17 protein-coding genes and 1 pseudogene are annotated in these 21,798 nt (G+C 67.6%); 11 read left to right on the top strand and 7 right to left on the bottom strand.

The features are described 5' to 3' along the window. Positions 1-20: 20 nt before the first annotated feature. A complete protein-coding gene (locus GXK59_RS10000) occupies positions 21-1,355 on the top strand; it encodes an RNA polymerase sigma factor (protein ID WP_024368325.1) in 1,335 nt (444 codons plus the stop codon). 127 nt (positions 1,356-1,482) lie between these two features. Here the strand turns inward: GXK59_RS10000 and GXK59_RS09995 are convergent, their stop codons facing one another. After that, a complete protein-coding gene (locus GXK59_RS09995; protein ID WP_160666415.1) occupies positions 1,483-1,704 on the bottom strand; it encodes a DUF7455 domain-containing protein in 222 nt (73 codons plus the stop codon). A 238-nt stretch (positions 1,705-1,942) separates the two neighbouring features. Between GXK59_RS09995 and GXK59_RS09990 the strand changes: the two genes are divergently transcribed. From GXK59_RS09990 to GXK59_RS20460, 3 genes and pseudogenes are all read left to right on the top strand, one after another. Continuing rightward, positions 1,943-4,051, top strand: a complete 2,109-nt coding sequence (locus GXK59_RS09990; RefSeq protein ID WP_160666413.1) for a DNA gyrase/topoisomerase IV subunit B — start codon at positions 1,943-1,945, stop codon at positions 4,049-4,051. Positions 4,052-4,221: 170 nt separating this feature from the next. After that, a pseudogene (locus tag GXK59_RS20695) lies at positions 4,222-5,309 on the top strand (M28 family peptidase). A gap of 51 nt (positions 5,310-5,360) precedes the next feature. Beyond that, complete coding sequence (locus GXK59_RS20460; protein ID WP_202129106.1) at positions 5,361-5,744, top strand: M28 family peptidase; 384 nt, start codon at positions 5,361-5,363, stop codon at positions 5,742-5,744. A gap of 128 nt (positions 5,745-5,872) precedes the next feature. On the opposite strand, the gene GXK59_RS09980 is transcribed toward GXK59_RS20460, so the two are convergent. From GXK59_RS09980 to GXK59_RS09965, 4 genes are all read right to left on the bottom strand, one after another. Next, a complete protein-coding gene (locus tag GXK59_RS09980; protein WP_160666411.1) occupies positions 5,873-6,862 on the bottom strand; it encodes a M56 family metallopeptidase in 990 nt (329 codons plus the stop codon). 6 nt (positions 6,863-6,868) lie between these two features. Continuing rightward, positions 6,869-7,255 carry a BlaI/MecI/CopY family transcriptional regulator gene (locus tag GXK59_RS09975; RefSeq protein WP_024368330.1) on the bottom strand — a complete coding sequence of 129 codons (387 nt, stop codon included), beginning with the start codon at positions 7,253-7,255 and terminating at the stop codon, positions 6,869-6,871. A gap of 268 nt (positions 7,256-7,523) precedes the next feature. Then, positions 7,524-8,237: a GAF and ANTAR domain-containing protein gene (locus tag GXK59_RS09970; protein ID WP_160666409.1), complete on the bottom strand. Its 714-nt coding sequence runs from the start codon at positions 8,235-8,237 to the stop codon at positions 7,524-7,526. Positions 8,238-8,246: 9 nt separating this feature from the next. Then, positions 8,247-8,945, bottom strand: a complete 699-nt coding sequence (locus GXK59_RS09965; RefSeq protein WP_202129105.1) for a GAF and ANTAR domain-containing protein — start codon at positions 8,943-8,945, stop codon at positions 8,247-8,249. A gap of 641 nt (positions 8,946-9,586) precedes the next feature. Between GXK59_RS09965 and GXK59_RS09960 the strand changes: the two genes are divergently transcribed. The 6 genes from GXK59_RS09960 (at position 9,587) to GXK59_RS09935 (ending at position 17,623) form a co-directional block, all read left to right on the top strand. Further along, positions 9,587-9,856, top strand: coding sequence for a hypothetical protein (locus tag GXK59_RS09960; RefSeq protein WP_160666407.1), 270 nt, complete (start codon positions 9,587-9,589; stop codon positions 9,854-9,856). Continuing rightward, entirely contained in the window at positions 9,853-10,230 is a 378-nt protein-coding gene (locus GXK59_RS09955; RefSeq protein ID WP_160666405.1) for a DUF6221 family protein, read from the top strand. Before GXK59_RS09960 ends, GXK59_RS09955 begins: the two co-directional genes overlap by 4 nt. Positions 10,231-10,401: 171 nt before the next feature. Next, entirely contained in the window at positions 10,402-12,003 is a 1,602-nt protein-coding gene (locus GXK59_RS09950; RefSeq protein ID WP_160666403.1) for a cytochrome ubiquinol oxidase subunit I, read from the top strand. A 28-nt stretch (positions 12,004-12,031) separates the two neighbouring features. Next, positions 12,032-13,081: a cytochrome d ubiquinol oxidase subunit II gene (gene cydB / locus GXK59_RS09945; RefSeq protein ID WP_160666401.1), complete on the top strand. Its 1,050-nt coding sequence runs from the start codon at positions 12,032-12,034 to the stop codon at positions 13,079-13,081. A gap of 6 nt (positions 13,082-13,087) precedes the next feature. Then, positions 13,088-16,609, top strand: a complete 3,522-nt coding sequence (gene cydD, locus GXK59_RS09940) for a thiol reductant ABC exporter subunit CydD (protein WP_160666399.1) — start codon at positions 13,088-13,090, stop codon at positions 16,607-16,609. A gap of 21 nt (positions 16,610-16,630) precedes the next feature. Further along, entirely contained in the window at positions 16,631-17,623 is a 993-nt protein-coding gene (locus GXK59_RS09935) for a GNAT family N-acetyltransferase (RefSeq protein ID WP_160666397.1), read from the top strand. Between the two features lie 45 nt (positions 17,624-17,668). Here GXK59_RS09935 and GXK59_RS09930 read toward each other — a convergent pair whose 3' ends face one another. Further along, positions 17,669-18,187, bottom strand: a complete 519-nt coding sequence (locus GXK59_RS09930) for a DinB family protein (RefSeq protein ID WP_160666395.1) — start codon at positions 18,185-18,187, stop codon at positions 17,669-17,671. A 151-nt stretch (positions 18,188-18,338) separates the two neighbouring features. Between GXK59_RS09930 and GXK59_RS09925 the strand changes: the two genes are divergently transcribed. Beyond that, positions 18,339-18,833 carry a hypothetical protein gene (locus GXK59_RS09925; RefSeq protein WP_160666393.1) on the top strand — a complete coding sequence of 165 codons (495 nt, stop codon included), beginning with the start codon at positions 18,339-18,341 and terminating at the stop codon, positions 18,831-18,833. A 395-nt stretch (positions 18,834-19,228) separates the two neighbouring features. Here GXK59_RS09925 and GXK59_RS09920 read toward each other — a convergent pair whose 3' ends face one another. Then, complete coding sequence (locus GXK59_RS09920) at positions 19,229-21,748, bottom strand: DNA gyrase/topoisomerase IV subunit A (RefSeq protein ID WP_160666391.1); 2,520 nt, start codon at positions 21,746-21,748, stop codon at positions 19,229-19,231. Between the last annotated feature and the right edge of the window lie 50 nt (positions 21,749-21,798).

The raw sequence follows: 21,798 nt of genomic DNA, 5'->3' as shown, positions 1-21,798 counted from the left end.
CGCCGCTAGAAAGGTTTTCTGTGACCCCGTCTTCCGCGAAGAAGGAACCCGCCGACCAGGCCGTATTGTCCCCCGAGGAGAAGAAGGCGGCGACGAGCGCCAAACGCGCCGCCACGCGTGCCGCCAACAAGGCTGTCAAAGACGCCGCCTTGGCCGGAGGCGACAGCACCGCGTCGGCAGTCGCCAAGCCTGAACCCAAAAAGCGCGGGCCCAAGCCCGGCGCCAAGGCCGCGGCGCAAGCCGCCGGCAAGGCCGCCAACGGCGACGACGACACCGATGAGGATGTCGAGGTTGACCTCGACGACGTTGTGGTCGAGGCCGTTGAGATCGGTGAGGACGGCGAGGAGATCCCGGCCAAGGCAGCAGCCGCCACCGGCTCCGGCTTTGTCTACTCCGACGCCGACGACGACGACGCCCCCGTGCAGCAGGTCATGTCCGCCGGCGCCACCGCCGACCCCGTCAAGGACTACCTGAAGCAGATCGGCAAGGTCGCCCTGCTGAACGCCGAGCAGGAAGTCGACCTCGCCCTGCGCATCGAGGCCGGCCTCTTTGCCGAGGAGAAAATCAACGCCGACGACGGAACCATGGATCCGAAGCTCAAGCGCGAGCTCGAATTCGTCATCCACGACGGCAAACGCGCCAAGAACCACCTGCTGGAGGCCAACCTTCGCCTCGTGGTCTCACTGGCCAAGCGCTACACCGGCCGCGGCATGCTGTTCCTGGACCTGATCCAGGAAGGCAACCTGGGCTTGATCCGTGCGGTCGAGAAGTTCGATTACACCAAGGGCTTCAAGTTCTCCACTTACGCCACGTGGTGGATCCGCCAGGCCATCACCCGCGCCATGGCCGACCAGGCCCGCACCATCCGCATCCCGGTGCACATGGTGGAAGTCATCAACAAGCTGGCCCGCGTGCAGCGCCAGATGCTGCAGGACCTCGGCCGCGAACCTACGCCGGAAGAGCTGGCCCTCGAACTGGACATGACGCCCGAAAAGGTCGTCGAGGTCCAGAAGTACGGCCGTGAGCCGATCTCGCTGCACACCCCGCTGGGCGAGGACGGTGACTCGGAATTCGGTGACCTCATCGAGGACTCCGAGGCCGTGGTCCCGGCTGACGCGGTGAGCTTCACCCTGCTGCAGGAACAGCTGCACTCGGTGCTGGACACGCTCTCCGAACGGGAGGCCGGTGTGGTCGCGATGCGCTTCGGCCTGACCGACGGACAGCCGAAGACGTTAGACGAAATCGGCAAGGTCTACGGCGTCACGCGCGAGCGGATCCGCCAGATCGAATCCAAGACCATGTCCAAGCTGCGGCACCCGTCGCGGTCCCAGGTCCTCCGGGACTACCTGGACTAGGCAGGTACCACACAACGCGGGGTCACTTCCCGCCCATCATCTTCGGAGGATGGGCGGGAAGTGACCCCGCGTTGTTCGTTAAAGCGGAAAGGCCCCTCCGGATTCGGAGGGGCCTTTCTCAAATGGTCTAGTCGACCGGGACCGGCGGCTTCTCGTGAAGGCGTCCAGTCTCGTCGTGCCAGTCTGAGCTGAGCGGCCGTAGCGTCGGCTCCACGGCGCGGGCGTGGTGGCCGCAGAAAAGAAGCTCACCCCCGGAGGCGCCGAGAACAACCCGGACATATGCCTGTGCTCCGCAACGATCGCACCGGTCGACGGTGCTGAGTGTGCGGTCCGCAACTGCTGTTGTCATGTTCGGCCTCCTTGGTAGATCGGTATACCTATATAACCAGCATTCGCGGCGAATCCATGGCTTGGATGGGCCACTTTCGCTGTACGCGTATCACGTCTCGATAACGGCGTCCGGCGCGTCGGGCTACGGGGGAGTGGCAGCACGCCGGACGGCGGCACTCCGACTACCCTAGGAAGAGCGCCAAAATGCTTTGCCCGTCCAATGGCGACGGTCCCGTTCCTGAAGGAGTTTCCGCCCCGTGGCCCCAAGTTCTGATTACACCGCCCGGCATCTCTCCGTGCTGGAGGGCCTCGAGGCCGTCCGAAAGCGCCCGGGGATGTACATCGGTTCCACCGATTCCCGCGGACTCATGCACTGCCTCTGGGAAATCATCGACAACTCCGTCGACGAGGCCCTCGCCGGCTTTGGCCATGACATCAAAATCATCCTGCACGCGGACAACTCGGTGGAGATCCACGACGACGGACGCGGCGTCCCGGTGGACATCGAACCGAAAACCGGGCTGAGCGGCGTCGAGGTTGTCTTCACCAAGCTGCACGCCGGCGGCAAGTTCGGCGGCGGTTCCTACACCGCCTCCGGCGGACTGCACGGCGTCGGCGCATCCGTTGTCAATGCCCTGTCCGCCCGGCTTGACGTGGAAGTCGACCGCGGCGGCAAGACCTACAAGATGTCCTTCCGCCGTGGCGAGCCCGGCCGCTTCAAGGACACCGGCACCAGGCCCGACCCGGCTTCGGTCTTCGCGCCCTTCGTCGACGGGTCCGTCCTGGACATCGTGGGCAAGACCAAGCGCGGCGTCACCGGCACACGGATCCGCTACTGGGCGGACCGGCAGATCTTCACCCCGGACGCCAAGTTCTCCTACGACGAACTGGCCGCCCGCGCCCGCCAGACCTCCTTCCTGGTCCCCGGCCTGAAGCTCACCGTCCGGGACGAGCGCAAGCTCCCCGGCACCCCGGGCGAGTCCGGCCCGCATGAGGAAGTGTTCCACCACGACGGCGGCATCTCCGAGTTCGTTGAGTACCTCGCCGCAGACCCTGCCGTCACGGACATCTGGCGGCTGCATGGCGCCGGCAAGTTCAAGGAAACTGTCCCGGTCATCGATGAGAAGGGCCACAGCCAGCTCACCGAGGTCGAACGGGACTGCGAGGTCGACGTCGCGCTTCGCTGGGGCATCGGCTACGACAGCACCGTGCGCACTTTCGTCAACATCATCTCCACCCCCAAGGGCGGCACCCACCAGGCCGGCTTCGAACAGGCGCTCCTGAAGACCTTCCGCAAAGCCGTCGAAACCAATGCCCGGAAGCTCAAGGCCGGCAACGACAAGATCGAAAAGGACGACATCTTCGCGGGACTTACCGCCGTCCTCACCGTCCGGCTTGCCGAACCACAGTTCGAGGGCCAGACCAAGGAAATCCTGGGCACCTCCGCCGTGCGGGCCATCGTCGCCAAGGTGGTGGAACAGGAGATCAACGCCAAGCTGACCTCGTCCCACCGGAACGACAAGGCCCAGTCGGCGCTGCTGCTGGAAAAGATCGTCAGCGAGATGAAGTCGCGCATCTCCGCGCGCGTCCACAAGGAGACCCAGCGGCGCAAAAACGCCCTGGAAACGTCCTCCATGCCCACCAAGCTCGCGGACTGCCGCACGGACGACGTCGCCCGCTCCGAACTGTTCATTGTCGAAGGCGACTCGGCGCTCGGAACCGCCAAGCTGGCACGCTCTTCCGACTTCCAGGCGCTGCTTCCCATCCGCGGCAAGATCCTCAACGTGCAGAAGGCCTCGGTGGGCGACATGCTTTCCAATGCCGAGTGTGCGGCCCTCATCCAGGTCGTGGGCGCGGGCTCCGGCCGGAGCTTCGACATCAGCGCCGCCCGGTACGGCAAGGTCATCCTGATGACTGACGCCGACGTCGACGGCGCCCACATCCGCACGCTCCTGCTGACGCTGTTTTTCCGCTACATGCGGCCGATGATTGAGCAGGGCCGGGTCTTCGCTGCCGTGCCGCCGCTGCACCGGGTGGAGGTCATCAACGCCGGCCAGAAGGCCAACGAGATGATCTACACCTACTCCGAGGCTGAACTGCACGTCCTGCTGGACCGGCTCGCCAAGGACGGCAAGCGGTACAAGGAACCGATCCAGCGCTATAAGGGCCTGGGCGAGATGGACGCGGAGCAGCTGGCCGAAACCACCATGGACCCGCGGCACCGCACCCTGCGCAAGGTCGGCATCGAAAATGCCAAGGACGCCGAAGAGACCTTTGACCTCCTGATGGGATCCGACGTCGCGCCCCGCAAGGACTTCATCATCGCCGGCGCGGCGAGCCTGGACCGGGAGCGCATCGACGCCTGACGCCAGGCGCACGAGGGCTGCTGCGGCCCGCATCCTCCGCGTCGCGGGGCATTTGCGCCAGTGCCTAAATGCCCTCTAAACCGTACTGACTCGTTCCGATAGTGTCGTCTCACGGCTCCGGGCAATGACGCCCGGAGCCGGATTCCGCAGCACGAATCCAGGAGACCCCTATGAGGCAAACTCGGAATATCCAGCGCGCGGCCATCGCCGCCACGATCGGACTGGCGGTCAGCTTCGCGCCTCCGGCCCTTGCAGCAACCGGAACCAGCTCGGAAGCCCTGCGTTCGGCGGTGTCGGCCCCAAACATCAAGGCACACCTGCAAGCCCTCCAGGCCATCGCGACCGCCAACGGCGGCAACCGTGCGGCGGGAACCCCAGGCTACGAGGCCTCCGCCCGGTACATCGAAACGAAGCTCGCGGCGGCCGGCTACATGACGGTCCGGCAGCCGTTCACGTACGAACAGTACGCCACCGTTGGAGCCACGCTGGAACGGGTGTCGCCGACGCCCAAGGCCTATGCCTACGGGGACGGCTTCCTCGACATGGACTACTCCGGCGAGGGGGACATCACCGCCCCCGTGTCGGCCGTGGACATCAATTTGGCCGGTGACCGTGCGTCGACCAGCGGCTGCGAAGCGGGCGACTTTGCCGGCTTCACACCGGGGAACATCGCGCTGATCCAGCGCGGCACCTGCACGTTCCGGATCAAGGCGGACAACGCCGCCGCCGCCGGGGCCGCGGGAGCCATCATCTTCAACCAGGGCAACGCCGTCCCCGGCGAAGACCGCCTCGGTCTGTTTGGCGGCACCCTCGGCGCGCCGCAGCCGGCCATCCCGGTGGTCAGCACGAGCTTCGACAACGGCTCCGAACTCGCCGGGCTGCAAAACGCCGTGATGCACCTCGCCGTCGACGCCACTATCACCCAGACCGCGTCCTTCAACATCCTGGCCGATACCGGCGGCCGTGCGGACCGGACCGTCCTGGTGGGCGCGCACCTGGACTCGGTGCCCGAAGGGCCCGGCATCAACGACAACGGCACCGGCACGGCCTCCATCCTGGAAACCGCGATCCAGCTCAAGAAGCCCGGCAGCCCGGCCCTGACGAACCGGGTGCGCTTCGCCTTCTGGGGCGGGAAGAGGCCGGGCTGATCGGCTCGGATTACTATGTCTCCCAGCTCACGGCGCGCCAGATCAAGGACCATGCCGTCAACCTCAACTTCGACATGGTGGGCTCGCCAAACTTTGTCCGCTACGTGTAAGACGGCGACGGCTCGGCATTCGGCGAAAAGGGCCCCAACGGTTCCGCGTTGGTGGAGAAGGTCTTCCTGGACTACTTCAAGTCCCAGAACCTGCCCGTTGTGCCGACCGCCTTCGACGGGAGATCCGACTACTTCGGTTTCATCAACAACGGCATCCCGGCCGGAGGACTGTTCACCGGTGCGGAAGACCTGAAAACCGCTGACGAGGCGGCCGTCTTCGGCGGCACTGCCGGTGTGGCCCACGATTCCTGCTACCACCAGGCGTGCGACACCATCGACAGGGTGAACGACACAGTGCTGGAGCAAATGGCGGACGCGATTGCCCACTCCACGCTCACCTTCGCGATGACCACCTCGACAGTCAATGGCACCACCAAGGGCAACGGTACCGGCAACGTGGACCTCGAGTACAAGGCCAACAAGCTGATCAAGTAGCCACTGGCGGCGGCAGTGCAGCGGTACAACAGACGCGGGCCGCCCCGCCTGAGGGTGGGGCGGCCCCGCGTCTTGTGTGCGCTGCCTTCGGCGGCGGCGGCCGCCGCTGCCGCCTCCGCCGAGGGGAGTTAGCCCAGCATGCCGGGAACAATCAGCAGTGCCGTCGGGACCGCGAGCAGCAGCAGGCATGCGGCCAGCACAGCCGCGCGCAGGGGTTCCGGGAGCGGCGGCTGCGGGGAGAGCAGGCGGCTGACGCGCGACGCCGTCGTCCGGGCCGAACCGGCGCCGCCGGTGGCACCCGGCTGGCCGGGTTCGACGTCGGACAGTTCCGGCTCGCCGAAGGCCATCCGTGCGCCGGGGGCGCCGGCGGAGCCGCTGGCGACAATCGCGATCGCCTTGATCAATGTCGCCTTGCTTTCGGTTCTCAGCGCGACGTCGTCGGCGAGCATCTCGATCAGCGAGCTAACCGCCTCCTGCGCCAGGCGGGTGGTGGGCAGCCACGGAAGGGCTTGCCGCCAGGCTGCAAAGGCCCAGAGCAGCAGATGGTGGCGCTGGTCCAGGTGGGCGTTCTCATGGTTCAGGACCGCACGGAGTTCGGCGGGTTCGAGGGCCGCCATAAGACCGTCGGAGAGGACGGTGACCGAGCGGGCGCCTCCGGGCAGGCAGTACGCGACGGGCGAGTCGACATTGATCACCATGGTCCGAGGGCCGTCGGCGGAGGGTGAGGCGAGCAGCGCCAGCAGTTCGCGGTGGCGCCGCCGCTGGCGCTGGATCTTGTAGTAGGTCAGCAGCAGGGTGAACACCAGGTGGGCCGTCAGCAGGGCCGCGGCAGACAGCGCGAAAATGTGCCAGAAGCCCAGCGCGGTGGTGGGCGCGTTGTTGAAGACCATCCCGGCAAGGGCGCGCAGGCCGGCCAGCAGGTTGTCTCCGACCGGCTCCAGGCCGTAGACCAGCATGGCGCCGATCATGGACAGCCCGCCGGCGAGGGCGATCGCCTGCCACAGCAGCATGGCTGTGAACGGCGAACGCGCCGGCCACTGGGCGCGCGAAAGCAGGACAGGCACCGGCCAGGCCAGCACTATCGCGAGGACCGCCAGAAACCATGAGGTCCAGAACATCGGGCGCTAGCTGAGTCCCAGCAGCTTGCGCAGCGTTTCTGCCTCGGTATCGGTGACGGAACCAATAAAGCGCGCCAGCACCGCCTCGCGGTCCGGTGCGGAGCCCAGAACCTCGTGCATCAGTTCAGCGGTGTGGTCCTCGCGGCTGGAGACTGCCTGGTAGCGGTGCGGGCGGGTGCCGCGTTCACGCTCGACCAGGCCTTTGCGTTCAAGGCGGGAGAGCACGGTCAGTACCGTCGTGACGGCCAGATCCTTGCCCTCGTGTCCTGCGGTGCCGTTTTCGGCGCGTGTACTCTGTGCGAGCAGGTCCCGCAAGGTGTTTGCTGTTGCAGCCTCATGGCCTGCCCAGAGCAGATCCATCACTGCCCGTTCCAGTTCACCGAGACTTGCCATTCCGTACGTCCTTCGTAAATGCCGCTCCGGCCAATCGACTCTGCGGGCGGTCTGTGAATACCTCAGTCTTAAATTTACCGTGTTTTGCGGATAGTTTCTACATGAGGTAGAAGTGCTGGCCCGTGTCGCCCGTTTGATCGCTGCCTGCCGGATTGCCCGACGCTGAAAGGCCGGCCGACTATGCATCAGCCGGGAGTGCGCCGGTGGAGCGGGCGAGGGAGCAGCGAGGCGACAATCGATGAGCCAGCTGGAGCCATTGCTCCGTGGGCTAAAGGGTAATTCTGCGGTTGATGATCTTGTCCGCTGTTTCGTAGATGGTCTGGTTGTGGGCGCGGGCATAGCCGCGCAGCAGCGCGAATGCCGCATTCATGTCGACCTTGGAAGTGTGGGCAATGACGCCCTTGGCCTGTTCGATCAGGATGCGGCTGTTGAGGGCACGCTGCAGCTGTTCGTTGATCAGGGCGCTTTCCCTCGCGGCGCGTTCCTGCAGGAGGGTGATGGTTGCCACGTCGGCGAAGGCTTGGGCAATGGCGGCGTCGTCGGCGGTGAGGGGACCGACCTCGTGGCCAAAAAGGTTCAAGGCGCCGATGGTCCGGCTGCGCAGGCGCATGGGGACGGCGTGCAGGGACCGGAATCCCTGGGAGAGTGCAGAGGACTGGAACAGGGGCCATCGGGAGCCCTGCGTTGCGATGTCATCGATGGCTACCACGGCTCCGGTCCGGTAGCAGTCCACGCACGGACCGGCACCAGCCTCGAGCTGGAGGACTTCCACCAGTTGGCTTTCCTCGCTCGTCGAGGCCATTACCTGGAGGTCTCCATCCGGGTCGACCAGAACGAGTCCTGCGGCGGCGGCGTCAAGAATGCCGACTGATTCATCCACCAGTGTGTGGAGGAGGTCGAAGACGTCATAGTCCGCCACGAGTGTGTCCGCTATCTTGACGAATGCGGCACTCACGCGTCCGGCGCGGCCTATCATCGCCATATTCGGATTCTACTGCACTCGCCCGGCTGAGCCGCGTTCGGGGCTGAAGTCAAGGCATCGGCTGACCACGTCCCGGGCGACCTCCCTGACGGTACGTCCATGGGCAAATGCGTGTGCCCGGATCAGCAGGAGTGCGTCCCGGGCAGTCGTTCCGCTTTGTGCCAGGACCATACCGGTGGCCTGGTGTACCTCGCGCCGTGACAAGGGAGAGCCATCCGGCGGGGCGTCAGCGCCGTGTCCGGGGTCAAGGGTCAGGAGCTGGCGCAGCAAGTGCCAGGTTGCGGCGTCGGCGAGCTGCAGGGCCATGGAATGCTTCGCCGGGCTAAGGGGGCCGGGTTCAGAACTGTAAAGCTCCACTACGCCGATATCCAGCGCGCCGAGCGTGAGCGGGAAAACGAAGAGTGCCGCCACATCCAGTTCCACCAGGGATTTTGCAAAGACCGGCCATGCGCCATGCGGCCCCCGGCGCACATCCGGCATAAGCACGGGTCTGCGGGTTTGCAGGGCTTCCCAGCGCGGGCCTTCACCCAGGTCGAACTGCAGTTCGTCGATCCGTGCAGAAATGGCATCGCTGGCACACACCATTGTCTCCGGCGCCAGGCCGGCGAACACTGAGATCGCGGCTCCGGAGATGGGCAACGATTCGAGGAACCCGGCGCACAGGCCAGCATCAAGTCCCGCCGCCATTGAGTCTGTGCCATCACCCATGCCGGGCAGCCGTGCCAGTCGAATCCGCGAAGCCGACGCTTCCCGCCGGCGGAGAGGGGTGCCGCTCGACGGTCCGGTACAAAATACTGGCCATGGGGTCGCGCCTCCTCGGCCTGGTCGGAGTGCCATCAATCGCGATGGAAGCACCTGGGTGTTTGCTTCAGTTTATGCCTGCCCAATCGGGAGCCGGATGACGGGCACCGGCTCCCCTTTTTCTGCCATCGCTGATTCGGCGGCATGGACCCGCCGCGGCGTCCTACCGTCTTGATTCAAGTTCAGACAAAATGAGCGTGTTGCCCCGGACCCCGGTAGCGCCAATATTCGGCGAACTATCCAGGAGTATTCCACTGATGCCAGGCAACCCCAACCCTCGAGCCGCTTCCGTACACCCGTTCCATCGTTCCCTGGACATCACGGATCCTCCGCGCCCCGAACGCTGGAAGGCCAACGAACAGCAGGCCGTCCAAACAGATGACGCCGGGCAAATGCCAGCGCCGACCGCCCAGGCACTACAGCCGGTGATGGCGGCTGAGCTTGCCGAATTCCTGTGGAGGCGGCAGGAACCGGGTCTTGACCAGCTGCCGTCGTCCGCCGGGGGCCGCGGGAACGGGCTGGATTCCGGAATGTGGCGGGACCAGCTGTTGGCAGAGATCGAAGACCTCGCTAAAACGCTCAAGGGGAAGCTAGCCCGGTACTCGTCGTCACGGGCAGACCAAGCTTCCGGACAAGGCGCGGAACCAGCCAACGAGACTGCCGTGGTGTGGATTCAGGATGCGCTTGAGGATATTGCCGCGACGGCCTTGGGCATTGAAATCGCGTCACGCAAACTGTTCCTCCAGGCGGCTTCGGCCGGGGACCGGGATTCGACAAGCGAAACGGTCCAGGAGCAATTGGCCGGAACCGCAGAATGACCAGCCCCAACGGGGCCGAATGGACCTGTCTCGTAGAGTTTCTGGAAGCGCGCGTCGCGGAGCAGGAATCAGCCATCCGGGAGGGGACTTTCGCCACGGGGACAGCCGACCTTCCTAATGGCCACGACAAGGCCTCCCTGGGTCAGCTGATGCTGGACGAGTGCGCCCAGCAGCGGGCAATCATTTCCAGCTGGAAGGAAGCTGCCGACGCCGAAGGGATCAGCGACCTCAGCGATGCCGAAGGGACGGTTGCCATTGCCCGCAGGTCAATGCTCACCATTCTCGCGGGCTCGCATCGGGAGCATCCCGACTACGACCCCGCCTGGTCGCCGGACCTGCCCATAGACATTCCCCGGGAGCCTGCGAAGGCCTGAAGCGCATGGCCTGCTGGGCGGCAACACTCCCGGGTCACCGGCCAATCCATTGCGGGCCGTTGGGCGCCGTGGGACTCTGGGTGCAGGGAACTGCCACAATGTTCTACACTCTGTAGAAGAATCTTTCTACATGATGTAGAAGTTGTCCGCCCAGCAAAGTTAGGGACTGCCTTGGACGCCTTGGAAATCGCACGGTGGCAATTCGGAATCACCACGGTCTACCACTTCATGATGGTGCCGCTCACGATCGGCCTGGGCCTCGTCGTGGCTGTGATCCAGACGATGTGGCACCGGACCGGCAAGCCGGAGTACCTCAGGATGACCAAGTTCTGGGGCAAGCTCTTCCTGATCAACTTCATCATGGGTGTCGCCACGGGCATTGTGCAGGAGTTCCAGTTCGGCATGGCATGGAGCGAGTACAGCCGTTTCGTCGGCGACGTGTTCGGCGCGCCGCTGGCCATGGAAGCCCTCCTGGCGTTCTTCGTGGAGTCGACCTTCCTGGGTCTGTGGATCTTCGGCTGGAAGCAGCTCAAGCCCGCCATCCACCTCGCCTGCCTCTGGATCGCCGTGATCGGTTCGGTCTTTTCCGCCTACTTCATCATCGTGGCGAACAGCTGGATGCAGCACCCGGTCGGTGTCGAGATGATCAACGGCCGTCCCGTGATGACCGATGCCTGGGCGGTCTTCACCAACAACACCGCCCTCGTCGCCGTCCCGCACACCCTCTTCGGCGCCCTCGCCGTCGCCGGCGCCTTCCTGCTGGGCATTGCCTGGTACCACCTGTGGCGCCGCCGCCACGACGGGATCGACACCATCGGCGCGGACGGCAGGGTCATTCCCGGCGAGGCCGCCATCCCGGGCCGGGACCGCACCGACCACGCCGTCTGGATCCGCTCACTCCGGATCGGCGCCGTCGTCGCCATGATTTCCTTCGCCGGCACCGCCATCACCGGAGACCTGCAGGGCAAGCTCATGTTCGAACAGCAGCCCATGAAGATGGCGGCGGCCGAAGCGGCCTGCCACGACGGCACCGGCTTCTCCATCCTGAGCGTCGGCAACCTCGGCTCCAAGAACTGCGATGAAATCGTCGCCGTCATCGAGGTCCCCGGAATCCTGTCTTTCCTCGCCAAGGGGGACTTCACCACCGAGGTCAAGGGCGTCAATGGCCTGCTGGACCAGTACAAGGCCGACTACGGCACCCACCTGCCCGACAACCCGATCTACGGGGAACGCGCCGGCCAGGAGATCCAGTACGTTCCGGTCATGGAAGTCACCTACTGGGGCTTCCGGATGATGATCGGCTTTGGCGCAGTGGCGGCAGCCGCCGCGCTGGTCGCGCTCTGGCTGACCCGGAAGGGAACCGTCCCCGCCTCCCGCGGCCTCATGCGGCTGGCCGTGTTCGGGATCCTGGCACCCTTCGGAGCCAACGCTGCCGGCTGGATCTTCACCGAGATGGGCCGGCAGCCGTTCGTCGTCGCCCCCAACCCGGATCCCAGCGGGATCGACCAGGTCTTTATGTTCACCGCCGCAGCCGTCTCGCCCGGCGTCTCGGCCGGCGAGCTCCTGACCTCCCTCATCTTGCTGACCAGCGTGTACGCAGTGCTGCTGGTGGTCGAGGTCAAGCTGTTAGTCAAGTACATCCGCGGCGGGGTGGTCGCAGCCATGCCGGAACTCGCCCGCGTCCCCACCGACGGGAACGAGGACGCCACACCCAAGGACGGCGGTCCCGGCAAGCCCGGGGACGCCGACGACGTCCTGGCCTTCGCCTACTAAGCCCCACGAAACGCAGAGGATACTCAGCATGGAACTGCTTCCCACCATCTGGTTCATCGCCATCGCGGTGCTGTGGACGGGCTATCTCTTTCTCGAGGGCTTCGACCTCGGCGTCGGGATGCTGTTCAAGGGCTTTGCCCGGAACGACACCGAACGCCGCGTGCTGCTCAACACGGTCGGCCCGGTCTGGGACGGCAACGAGGTCTGGCTCCTGACGGCCGGCGGTGCCACCTTCGCGGCTTTCCCGCTCTGGTATGCCTCCCTGTTCTCCGCGCTCTACCTGCCGCTGCTCCTGGTCCTTGTGGCCCTCATCTTCCGCGCCGTGGCCTTCGAATACCGCGGCAAAGTCGACAACCCGCGGTGGCGTGCCCGCTGGGACTGGGCCATCTCGCTCGGCTCCCTCGTGGCGGCCTTCGGCGTCGGAGCAGCCCTGGCACTGACCACCACCGGGCTGCCCCTGAACGCCAACGGCGACCGTGAAGGCGGCCCGTTCGCGTGGTTCAGCGCCTACGCCGTGCTGGGCGGCCTCGCCGTCGTCGGGTTCTCGCTCCTGCACGGCCTCGCCTTCCTGGCCCTGAAGACCGACGGCGACGTCCGGCACCGCGCACGCCAGTGGTTCGTCCGCCTCCTGCCCGTGCTCCTGCTGCCGATCGCCGGCTGGGCGGTGAGCCTGCAGCTGCTCAGCGGCGAGATCTGGACCGTGCTGGCCGTCGTCGCCGCCGTCGTGGCCGCCGTCCTGGCCTGGAACTTCGCCCGCAGGGGCGCCGAGGGCCGCGCGTTCCTGTCCCTGGGCGCGTTCCTGCTGCTGGGCAGCGCCTCGATCTTCGGCGCCGCCTTCCCCGTGGTGCTGCCGTCCACGCTGAACCCGGACTTCAACCTGACCATCTCCAACGCGTCCTCCTCGGACTACACCCTCGGGCTGATGACGATCGTCGCCTGCATCGGGCTGCCGCTGGTCCTCGTCTACCAGGCGTGGACGTACTGGGTGTTCCGGCGCCGGGTCAGCGACGCGCACATCCCGGAAGCCCACAGCTTCCTCCCGGCCATCGCCGCCAAAGCCCTGGCACCCAAGGACTAGCACCTGATGAGACCGCAGTTCCCCACAGGCCCCGCCAACCGCGCCGCCCTCTACCTGCTCGGCCTGCTCGCGGCCCTGAAGGCCCTGTCCCTCGTGCTGATCGGGCAGGCGGTCGCGTCCATGCTGGCGGGGCTGATGGCCGGAGATCCAGCCTGGGGCGGGCAGCTGTACTGGGGAGCTGCCGGCGTCGTGCTGCGGTCCCTGACCGTCTGGGCACAGGCTGTCGCCTCGCGCCGGGCGGCGCTGGGTGTGAAGGAGGAACTGCGCGCGCAGCTGCTCGAGCGCGCGCTGCGCAACGGCACCCGGTCCGCCGGGCCCTCCGACGGCGGCCTCGCCATTCTCGCGACCCGCGGACTGGACGCCCTGGACAACTACTACACGCAGTTCCTGCCGGCCCTGGTGAACTGCGCGGCGATCCCGCTGCTGCTGGGCGCGCGCATCCTCTCCGCCGACTGGATCAGCGCCGTCGTCATTGTGCTGACGGTGCCGCTGGTGCCGCTCTTCATGATCCTGATCGGACGCTACACCGATGACCGCGTCCGGGAAGCCCAATCAACCCTGTCCCGGCTGTCGGGCCACATGCTGGAGCTCGCCAAAGGATTGCCCGTCCTTGTGGGGCTGGGCCGTGCCACCGCCCAGCGCAAGGCCCTCGAGGACCTCTCCGAGGAGTACCGCCACCGGACGATGGGGACCCTGCGGACCGCCTTCCTCTCCGCCCTCGCGCTGGAACTCATCGCCACCATCTCCGTGGCCGTCGTCGCCGTCTTCATCGGCGTCCGCCTGGTCCACGGCGACATGGCACTGGAAGCGGGTCTGCTGGCCCTGATCCTCGCCCCCGACTGCTACCTCCCGCTCCGGGAACTCGGTACCGCCCACCATGCCAGCGACGACGGCCGCGCCGCTCTTGCCGAAACCACCGCCGTCCTCGAAGCCCCCGAGCCCACGCCGCTACGACCCGATGGCCTGGTCGCTGCCGGGGCGGGCGTAGCCGCGCATCCGCCCGCGCTGCGCGTGGCCGGGCTGACTGTCCGCTACGGCGGCCGGACGGACGCCGCCGTCGGGCCGCTCAGTTTCACCGCCGCCCCGGGCCGGATCACCGCCCTCGACGGCCCCAGCGGCGCCGGGAAGAGCACCGTCCTCGGGGTGCTGGCCGGCACCATCGGGACCGGCGGCGGCGCTGACCGGCCTGACCGGCAAACAACAGTCACCGGCCGGCTCGAGGGGTTCACGACGGCGGACCTCGCCTGGGTGCCGCAGCATCCCGTGATGGTCGCCCCGACCGTGCTGGAGGAGGTCTTGCTCTATCTGGGAGCCGCAGCGGGCGGTGACTCGGTCGGCGCTGGGTCCGACGCTGGCGGGGCCGCGGCCCTGCGCTGCCTGGCCGCCTGCGCCGCGGAGCACCTCGCCGCGAAGCACCCCGCCGAACTCAGCCCGGGGGAGCTGCGCCGTGTCGCACTGGCCCGCGGCCTGGCCCGGATCGAGGCCGGCGCCACGGTGCTGCTCCTCGATGAACCCACCGCCCACCTGGACCGGGAATCCGCCACCGCCGTCAGCGGCGCCATCGTCGGGCTGCGTGGCAGGGTCACCGTCCTGCTGGTGGCCCACGACCGGCAGACCCGGGAACTTGCCGATGAGCTGGTGGCCGTGGCTCCCGGCGCAGCGACGGCGCCGGGTGTCGAACCGTCCGCCGCCGGGGCGCCGGAAACCGGGTATACGGAGTCCCGGCCTGACGAAACCCAGGCTTCCGATTTCCTGGCAGCCGGGCGACTGCCTGCTGAACGCCCGCTGGTCGATGACAGTGAACCCCGTACGCCGCAGGCCGGTGCCGCCGCACCTGCCGCCCGCGGTGCGACGGCAGCCCGGCTCCGCCGGCTGCTCGCACCGGTCCGGGTCAAGTTCGCCGCAGCGGGCGCCGTCGGTACGCTGGCGGCCCTGTTCGCCGTCGCCCTCTCGGGACTGTCGGGCTGGCTGATCATCCGCGCCAGCGAGCAGCCGCCCATCCTCTACCTGCTCACCGCGATCGTGGGCGTGCGCTTCTTCGGCATCGGCCGGGCCGCGTTGCGCTACCTTGAACGCCTCCTGCTGCACGACGCCGTCTTTGCCGCCCTGACCCGGCTCCGCGGCCGGCTCTGGGAGTCGCTGAGCCGGCGGGCCCTCTCGCTGCGCCGGCTGCTGCAGGGCGGCAACGTCCTGGGCACCGTGGTGGACGACGTCGACACGGTCCGGGAGCTGCTGCCCCGGGTGGTCCTGCCGCCGCTGACCGCCGTGGCCGTTGCGGCCGCCGCCGTCACCGGCATCGCCCTTCTCCTGCCGGCGGCGCTCCCTGCCGTGATTGCCGCGGCCCTGCTGAGCCTCGTGGCCGCCCCGGCCCTGGCCCTCGCAGCCGACCGGATGTCCGCCGGCACCGAGCAACGGCTGCGCTCCGGCGTCCTCCGCCAGGTGGCGGCAGCCCTCGATGCCCGCGCCGAACTCCACGCCAACAGCGTCTCCGCGCCGGTGCTCGCCGCCATCACCAGCGCCGACCGCTCCGCCACGGCCGCCTCACAGCGCTCGGCCTGGGCCGAAGGACTCGGCCAGGGGCTGACGGTGCTGGGCTGCGGGACCGCCGCCCTCGCCAGCGCCGTGCTGGCCGCTCCACTGGCCCTCAGCGGAGCGGTCGAAGCCTCGACGGTCGCCGTCGTGGTGCTGCTCCAGCTCGCGCTTGTGGAGCCCTACGCCGCCATCACGACGGCGGTCCGCCAGTACCCTGCGCTGCGGGCCGTCCTTGAACGCATCGGCGAAGCGGGCGTCCTGGACGACGACACCGCCGAGGCCTCCGGCGGGCTTGTCCCCGTGGCCGGCAGGACCGGAGGCAGGCCCGGGATCGAACTGCGGAACCTCGCCGCCGCCTGGCCCGGCGGGCCCCCGGTCTTCACCGGACTCACCGCCACCGCCGAACCCGGGCGCTGGCTCGCCGTCACCGGGGCCTCAGGCTCCGGGAAGTCCACCCTGCTCGCCGTCGTCCTCGGCTTCCTCCCTGCCGCAGGGGGGCACATCCTGCTGGGCGGGCGCGCGGCCTGGTGCCCGCAGGAGGCACACCTCTTCGACTCCACGATCCGCGGCAACCTGCTGCTGGGAGTTCCGGAGGGCCAGCGCGCGGATGCGCCGGAGCCGCGGCTGCAGGACGCCCTGGCCGCCGTGGGCCTCGGGCCGCTGATCGGGCGGCTGGAACACGGCCTGGATACCCGGATCGGACCCGGCGGGGCCTTCCTCAGCGGAGGCGAACGGCAGCGCCTCGCCGTGGCCCGCACCCTCCTGACCGGAGCCGACGTGATCCTGCTGGACGAACCCACCGCGCACCTGGATGCTGAGTCCGGCCGGGCGATGCTGGCCGAGCTCCGGCTTGGCCTGCGTGAGCGCACGGTGGTCCTCGTGACGCACAATCCGGAGGACATCGCCGCGGACGACACCCGCCTGGACCTGGACCGCGCGGCGGCCCGCCACGCAGCACTTTCCCGGGAGTCAACGCCGTTGCTGGCGCGGGGGTAGGCCGGACGTTAGCCTGTTGCCATGAACGGACGCGCCGAGCCCCACGCCAGCCTGGACCCCCGCCTGCAGTGGCGGGCCGCCGGGACCGCGGACATGGACGGCTGGGCGGCGCTGATCGCACGGACGGCCGCCGTCGAACGGCCAGTCTGGTACGAGCGCCGCGCCGACCTGGAACAGGTCCTCGAATCGAAGAAGAACCCGGCCGCCGCGGACACCATCCTCGGCTTCGACGCGCAGGGCGTGGCCAGGGCTTATGGCCGCATCACCAAGAACCCGGAGGGGGATAAGGCGATCGGGTACGGCGGCGTCGATCCCGGATGGCAGGGAAACGGGATCGGCACCGGGTTGCTGGGCTGGATGGAGGCGAGGACCCGGCAACGCTTTGCCGAGGACGCCGTGCCGGGGGCCACCCCCAGGTTGCGGCTCCATATGGAACAGCAGCATACGCACCAGGCGGCGCTGTTCGCGGACGCCGGCTACCGGATAGTCCGCTACTACAACGAGATGCACCGGCCGCTCCAGGACGGCCTCCCCGCAGTGGTGCTGGACGAGGGCCTGGACCTCGTGGGATTCGGTCCCGAGTTGCACGAGCCCGTGCGGCTGGCCCACAACGACGCCTTCCGGGACCACTGGGGCAGCGAGCCCCGCGACGAGGAAGCCTGGGGCTTCGTCGTCAGCGATCCGTTGGCCCGGCCTGACCTGAGCGCCGTGATTGTGGAACAGTCCACCGGCAGGGTTGCCGGATACCAGCTTGCCAGCCATGACACGGTCAGCGCGGAGGTGCGGGGCTACAAAGAGGGCTACACGGACCTGCTGGGCGTGCGGCGGGAGTTCCGCGGCCGCGGAGTGGCACAGGCCCTCCTGGCTGACGCGATGCGCCGATTCGCCGCGGCCGGGATGGACACGGCATCCCTCGACGTCGACTCGGAGAACCCCACCGGCGCCCTGGCCCTCTACGCCAAGATGGGCTACGCCGCCGTCAACAGCAGCATGGCCTGGGACAAGGAACTGTAGCCAGCCGTCCCCGGGCTGGCCGTCCACACGCCAGCCGTCCCCGCGCTATCCGTCCACATCGTGGAGGTGATGGACGACGTCGTGCAGGAAGTACTGCGAGAACGTCAGGACGGTGAACTCCGAGCCGTTGCTGCGGGTTCCCTTGCAGCCCCACTGGTCCTCCGGGACCCGGCTAAAGGAAGCCGCGATCTGCTCACCCTCCGTGGTGAGCTCCGCGCTGACCTTGGCCGGGTCCGCGTTGGCATAGTCCTTCTCGACCGCGGTGAGGTCCTGGTCCCAGTCCGGGAACCGGGCGTCCTCCTCGCGCAGCATGAGGTCCAGCCGGTAGTCAAAGACGCTGAAGACGTCCCGGACATGGCAGGCGTACTCCAGCAGCGACCACGTGTTTCCGTCCGGGCGTTCCGCCACGTCTGGACGCCGCAGCGCCGCACGCCAGCGGGGGAGCATACTTTCCACGATCCTCGGCGCCGTGGCGGGCGTCGCGGCCGACGCATCGAACCCGCACTCGGGGCAGGGCCGCTGCAGGACCCAGGTCCAGTCCTTGATATCCGGGATGATAGGCATGCGAGCAGTCTAAGCGCATTTCTCCCGGCAGCAGTCGAGGGCCGGACGCGGTCGGCCGCCGGCCTGCGCCGGCGCGCCAACATCTACTTTGCCCGAGCAGCCGATGAGGACACAGCAACATCGCCTTCGCCAAACACCTGGCACTGGAGGCATGCCCTCCTCGATCCGCTCGGTCGCGGACGCCTACGACAACTGCCTCATGGAGTCGATCATCGGCCTGCACAAAACCGAGTGCATCCGTCCGGGCCCGTTCGTGAAGGGACCGCTGAAAACCGTGAGCGACGTCGAGTGCGCGCAGATCGATGGCTTGCGAATCCGTGTCCAGACCAGCGCTCTTGGCACATCTGTTCAGCGGAATCCTCAGTCAGGTAGACGACTGATCCGACGACTGATCCATCATGCGAGCACACTTCTGGCAGTCCACCGCTTCAGTGACGCTAGTGACCCCGATGTACTCGCTTTGGCCGCACAGGGGGTTCAGGTCGACGCCGAATCCAATCCAGACCCCTTTGACCGTTGGGTCGTAGTGCATTCGACACCTGTTCGGGAGCTCGCGTGTCTGGTCCGCCATGGCTGGTATCCCTTCTGTAGCGTCGTCCCTTACGTTGCGACGTCGCGAGACTCCATGCATCTGGCGGTGTTTTGAAAACTGGTCGGCTTACCGACTTATCTCACCCCGGTGCACCCAAGCCGTGAAGGCGATCTTGCTGGCCACGTTCCCCCTGGTCCCCACGTCGTTGTCCGGCTCTAGGTCTGCACCCGCACCTGCAGTCGTCGGTCCAGGGTCGGCCATTCGCCACAAATGGTCGCCATGAGGGCCATTTAGGGGCCATTTGTTGCAACGACCACTGGAAACCGCCGAGCCCCTTAGCGGCCATTTGTGGCGAGTGGGTGCCCCGGGCCCAGGCGCCGTTCCCCGAGACAAGTGAACTCGGCACCCCAACGCGCCCTGCCGGCGTGAATTGCCGGAGACGCGGGACCCGGCGCCGCCGGACGCCGGCGCCGCCGGACGCCGGCGCCCGCCCCCACAGACCCGGGAGTCTAGGCGTCCGCCCCGGGTGCCGGCTCCCAGGACATGCTCGGACCAATCGCGTCGATGGCCTGGGAGAGCGGAATGCCGGAGCCGTCGCGGCGGCCGTGTTCCCCGGGAAGGGAACGGGCCACCCCGGCCAGCGAGGAAGCCTTTGCCGGGCCGTGGCCTGCCCATGCGAGCAACAGGGTGTCTTCACCCTTGAGGAAACGGTGCGCCCGGACCCCGGCGGTGGCGCGGCCCTTGGCGGGGTATTCGGAGAGGGCGGTGACTTTGGCGGCCCCCGGAGCGGTGCCCGGGAGCGCCCCCTCCGTGCCCGCGATAGTCACGACGACGGCGGCGGTGTCGTCCGGGCCCGCGGCGCCGAAGAACATGACCCGGTCCCCGGCGGCCAGCTTGATCCCGGCCATGCCGCCGGCCGTCCGGCCCTGCGGACGGACGGCGGAGGCGGCAAAGCGCAGCAGCTGGGACTGCCGGGTCACAAAGACGAGGTCGACGTCGTCGGAGCCGGCGGGGGCCACACCCACCACGGTGTCCTTGTCCTTGAGCGCGATGACCTCCCAGTCCTCGCGGTTCAGCGGGTAATCGGGCTGGACGCGCTTGACCACGCCTTGGGCCGTACCGATCGCCAGCACCTCATCCAGCGGCGCGAACGCCACCAGCGACTCGCCCTTGAGCAACGTAATGAAGTCCTTGGCCGGGACTCCACCCGCCATGTTCGGGGTTCCCGAGGTCGGCGGCAGCACGGGCATGTCCATCACCAGGAGCCGGAGCATGCGGCCCTGAGATGTGATGGCGGCAATCTCTCCGCGCGCAGACGTCTTCAGCACCGAGGTGAACACATCGTGCCGCGTCCGCGGGCCCGACTCGGCGAGGCTGTCCTGGTTGGCGGTGCGCGCGATCTGGCCCGAAGCGGTCAGGATCGCCCAGCAGGGATCGTCCGCGATCTCGAGGGCCAGGGGCGTGGCCTTGCCTTTGGCGCCCGTCGCGGCGGCCAGGGCGGCGACGGTGGGGGAGACGGCCTCGGATTCGAGCAGCACGGTCCGGCGCGGCGTGCCGTATTTCTCGGCGATTTCGGCCAGCTCGGAGGACACGAGGGCGCGGAGCCGTTCGCTCGAGCCGAGGATGGCTTCGAGCTCGGCAATCTCGCGGCGCAGCTCCTCCTGCTCCTTCTCGAGCTCGATCCGCGAGTACTTGGTCAGCTGCCGGAGCCGGAGCTCCAGGATGTAGTTGGCCTGGATCTCCGAGAGGTCGTAGATGGACATCAGCCGGGTCCTGGCCGCGGCCGCCTCATCCGAGGAGCGGATGATCTGGATGACCTCGTCGATGTCCACGATCGCGACCAGGAGCCCCTCGACCAGGTGCAGGCGGTCCTTCTTCTTGCCGAGGCGGAAGGCGGTGCGGCGGCGCACTACGTTGATGCGGTGCTCCACGTACACGGAGAGCAGCTGGAGCAGCCCGAGGGTCTGCGGCTGGCCGTCCACGAGCGTGACGTTGTTGATGCCGAAGGAATCCTCCATCGGCGAGTAGCGGTACAGCTGCTGGAGCACGGCGTTCGGGTTGAAGCCGTTCTTCAGCTCGATCACGAGGCGCAGGCCGTGTTTGCGGTCCGTGAGGTCCACGATGTCGCTGATGCCGGTGAGCTTCTTGCCGTTGACGGCGTCCTTGATCTTCTCGATCACCTTTTCCGGCCCCACCATGTACGGCAGTTCCGTGACCACCAGCCCGGTGCGGCGGGCCGAGAGCTGCTCGATCTCCACCTTGGCGCGGGTCTTGAACGAGCCGCGGCCGGTCGCGTACGCGTCGCGGATGCCGTCCAGGCCCACGATCCGGCCGCCGGTGGGCAGGTCCGGGCCGGGGACGAACTTCATGATGTCCTCGAGGGTGGCGTCCGGGTGCTCGATCAGGTGCCGGGCAGCGGCGATCACTTCCACCAGGTTGTGCGGGGCCATGTTCGTGGCCATGCCGACGGCGATGCCAGTGGCGCCGTTGACCAGCAGGTTCGGGAACGCCGCAGGCAGCACATCCGGCTGGGTCAGCTGGTTGTCATAGTTGGGGACGAAGTCGACGACGTCCTCATCGAGGTGGTCCGTCAGCGTCAGGGCCGCCGCTGCCAGGCGGGCCTCGGTGTACCGGGGAGCCGCCGGGCCGTCGTCAAGCGAACCGAAGTTGCCATGGCCGTCGATCAGGGGCAGCCGCAGCGAGAAGTCCTGCGCCATCCGCACCATCGCGTCGTAGATCGCGGTGTCGCCGTGCGGGTGCAGCTTGCCCATGACCTCGCCCACCACGCGGGCGCTCTTGACGTGGCCGCGGTCCGGCCGGAGGCCCATCTCGCTCATCATGTACAGGATGCGCCGCTGCACAGGTTTGAGGCCGTCGCGGGCGTCCGGAAGGGCCCGCGAGTAGATCACCGAATAGGCGTACTCGAGGAAGGATCCTTCCATCTCCGACGTGACGTCGATGTCGACGATGTTCTCTACGAAATCCTGGCTTGCTTCCCCTGCCGGGGGCGGGCTTTGGCGGCGTGCCATGAGGCTGGTGGGTCCTTCTGAGCGGTGCAGAACGAAAGCTGCGTAAGTTT

It is taken from the genome of Pseudarthrobacter sp. ATCC 49987 (genome assembly GCF_009928425.1).
Classification (GTDB): domain Bacteria; phylum Actinomycetota; class Actinomycetes; order Actinomycetales; family Micrococcaceae; genus Arthrobacter.
This window is presented reverse-complemented; position numbering and strand designations above follow the sequence as displayed.